This is a genomic window from Micromonospora sp. ABR4_055, from assembly GCF_056160425.1.
Genome location: NZ_JBSWXD010000283.1, coordinates 1 through 3,077, shown reverse-complemented (window position 1 = coordinate 3,077; position 3,077 = coordinate 1). Strand labels below are relative to the sequence as shown.

The following is a 3,077-nucleotide window of genomic DNA, read 5'->3' as shown; positions in this document are numbered from 1 at the left end:
AAAGGACCCCGGCACCACCACCCTCTACCTCCCCGGCCAGCAACACACCCTCAACACCACCACCCAGGCCGTCACCGGCGCCCGCTACTACACACTCCCCGGCGGAACCGTCTGCATCCGCACCGGCACCGGCACCAACTACACCTTCGCCATCACCGACCGCCAAGGAACACCCACCCTCTACCTCAACCACACAGCCCAGACCCCGACCTGGCGCCAGTACACGCCCTACGGCGCACCACGAGGCACCGCCACCACCCCACCCGACAACCGCGGCTTCCTCGGCAAACCCGAAAACACCACCACCGGCCTCACCCGCCTCGGCGCACGCGACTACGACCCCACCACCGGCCAGTTCATCAGCGTCGACCCCATCCAGGACATGGGCGACCCCCAACAATGGAACGGCTACTCCTACGCCAACAACAACCCCATCACCATGAGCGACCCCGACGGCCTCAAACCCCTCATCACCAATACCACACAGGGAGACGAACAGCACTTCGCCAGTACGGGCGAAAAGGTCACCCAGGTCGGCGAAAAATGGACGACAAAAAACCAGGACCGCGGATGCGTCGGCACGGCTTGCCCCAAAAACACCACCCTCTCCTGCCAGAGTGGAAGTGCCGCTATCCGCGGCTCAATCAACGGCTCCTACCCGTGCCCGGCCGACGACACCAACGTTCCCTTCATGTCCCTCGGTGACCCGCCAAAATACTGCGACTTCTGGTACAGCGCTCGCTGCAACCAACTCACCAACGCGGAAGTCGGACTCGAAGGCTGGTGGATCCTGTCCTGCATGTCAGGGTTGGCTGGAATGGACAACGGTCTCGCCTGCGATCTCATGGAACACTACATGGGTGCGACCGGAGGTGATTATCTGGTCGATGTCGATCGTTTGTTGAAGACGCCAGAATTTGGTGCGGCGGTTGGAAAGACCCTGGGTCTTGTTGGTGACCGTGCTGTCGAAATGTGTAATGGTCCAGTCTGTAATTATACTTTCGATAGTGGATGGACCGCAATGGAATTCGAGCAGGGTAGAAGCGAGTCGGAGTTTTTTGCCTACCGTGGGATGACGTATCAGGTGAGAGGTTCCGTCGCGGTTACCCGAGACGCCAACGGAAATACCAAAACCTCCGGTAGCTACAGTGTGACCGCATATAAGTCTTGGAATTTCGACAGAAGAGAGAAATTGCGGGGAGTTCCTTTCAGTGGCCCCGCCGACGCTGCCGGTTTTGGGCTGGCCCGCGAGTTCGCGGTGGTGGGCACGAGCAGGTATCATGCCTGGTAGCAAGTCGGACGCCCGGATTCCACGAGAGGTCAATTGCACCATGCGCAAGGGGAAGGCTTTCAAACGGCTGATCGTGGTCGGGGTATGGACTCTGCTCGCCGTAGTTGTTGGCGGTGGATGCACCGACCAGGACCGGCCCGCGCCGGATCCGCGAGCATACGATGTTGACAGTGGAGACCTGTCGTTGGATGAGGGCCTGCGGCGAGCTGGGCTTACGATTCCAAAGTGTATGCAGGATGACCTGAGGTACGCGTTGGTTGATGACGGATTCGGCTACTACTACAGGGTCTACTTGAAACTGGAGTCGTCGGTCGACTGTATGAACGGATTTCTTCAGGCGAACAATTTGCGAGACCTGTTTCAGGCGAGCTCATTCGGTGGGAACGAGGCGGAGCGTCCTCTTGCCCGAGAGTTTTGGATGGATCGTGAAATCGTTAGCCAAATGGGATGGGGTATCGGCGAAAGTGAGCGCTTTCAAGAGTTTGGCGTGGGCAACGAAGAGCTGTATACCGTGGACGCGCTTGTTCAACATGTGCCGAACTCCAAGAATGCTCGGGCATATGTGTACGCCTTCCATGGCGGGTGACTCGTTGATGTGAAGCGCGACGTGGGCTAAGCGGCACGATGTCGAGGATGTGTAAATAAACGACACGCCCTGGTGACGTGGTGGGAGCGGGATTTGGTCCTGTGGTGTGCGCTGGTGCAAGTGGGCCACGAGTCCGCACGTCATTTTGCTGACCCTGCTACTGGTTGCTGGAGTTGCTGCCTGCGGGGGTCGACCAATGAGTCTGTCGAATACGGCGCATGATTTCGGTGACGAGATTCCAGCTGACTCATGAGGGGTACCCGGATAGTGCTACTGGTGTATTTCGGTCCGGCGGCGGCCGACATCGTTGATTCGTTTTCTGGCCCTGGTCTAACCCTGTCTCACGTGGACCCCTCAACAAGTCGCCGGGGGCATATATGTCATCGGAACGGATAACTACGATGAGGCTCGTCTGAGAGGGGGCTTCGGTCCAATGGGATCTACGTATGCCGCATCGATAGGCCGATACATGCAGACATCGGACCAGCTGATTTGCGGGTCAGGTGTCTTCAGTTGCTGACATTGAGGCGCTTGTTGACCGTCCTGCTTACTCTGGTACTGGTCGTTGGAGCTGCTGCCTGTGGAGCTTCGACCAACGAGTCTATCAATTATCAGGGCATGATTTCGGTGGCTGGTTTCGAGTTGACTCGTGAGGGATACTCAGATGGTGCCAGTGGAGTGTATGTCGGTCCGGCAGCAGTCGCCATTATTGATGCGGTGTCCGGTCCTGGGTTGGTCCTGTCGGTCAGTCCGGATGACCAGTCGTTTGGATCCTTCAAATACATAGCCGACGGCCGAGGGCATGCGGATGACACGGGTGACTGCTCGGTGTGGCTGCACCGGATGGACCCACCCACCGTGGAGTATGCCGGCGGTGACCGGTTGACATCCGAACAGCGTGCGGGTGTGTTGGACGGTTCCCTGGCCGTTCTCAGGGTCGGCGTTCTCTGTGATGCACAAGCCGACCGTTGGGACGCGTGACCTCGCAAATATCGATAGATGCCGATCAACCGTGGCTGCGGTGGAGTGGTTCGTTCAAACGGTGGTAAGTCGTGGTTCGGTGGGTGGTGAGTGTGTATGCCTGAGCCTCGATCCACCGATGAAGGTTTGACCGGCAGGACCCCGGCTATAGAAAGTGCCCTCTGAACTGGAAGGATAGGAGTTCTGACGCTTCTATCGCTCGGTTCGAGAGGGCACCTC

General features: G+C 58.4%; 3 protein-coding genes. All 3 read left to right on the top strand.

Annotation, left to right across the window (positions count from 1 at the left end):
- Positions 1-1,291 (top strand): RHS repeat-associated core domain-containing protein (locus ACXAHD_RS31730; RefSeq protein WP_475055099.1); only part of this gene is annotated, 1,291 nt, incomplete at its 5' end.
- Positions 1,281-1,877, top strand: a complete 597-nt coding sequence (locus ACXAHD_RS31725) for a hypothetical protein (RefSeq protein WP_475055097.1) — start codon at positions 1,281-1,283, stop codon at positions 1,875-1,877. The genes ACXAHD_RS31730 and ACXAHD_RS31725, both read left to right, overlap by 11 nt.
- Positions 1,878-2,411: 534 nt before the next feature.
- The gene (locus tag ACXAHD_RS31720; RefSeq protein WP_475055095.1) at positions 2,412-2,858 is read left to right on the top strand and encodes a hypothetical protein; all 447 of its coding nucleotides are present in this window, start codon (positions 2,412-2,414) and stop codon (positions 2,856-2,858) included.
- Positions 2,859-3,077 lie beyond the last annotated feature (219 nt).

Bases quoted from the DNA above. Each gene is read 5' to 3' on its own strand.
- ACXAHD_RS31725 (WP_475055097.1), top strand. From the start codon at position 1,281: ATGCCTGGTAGCAAGTCGGACGCCCGGATTCCACGAGAGGTCAATTGC.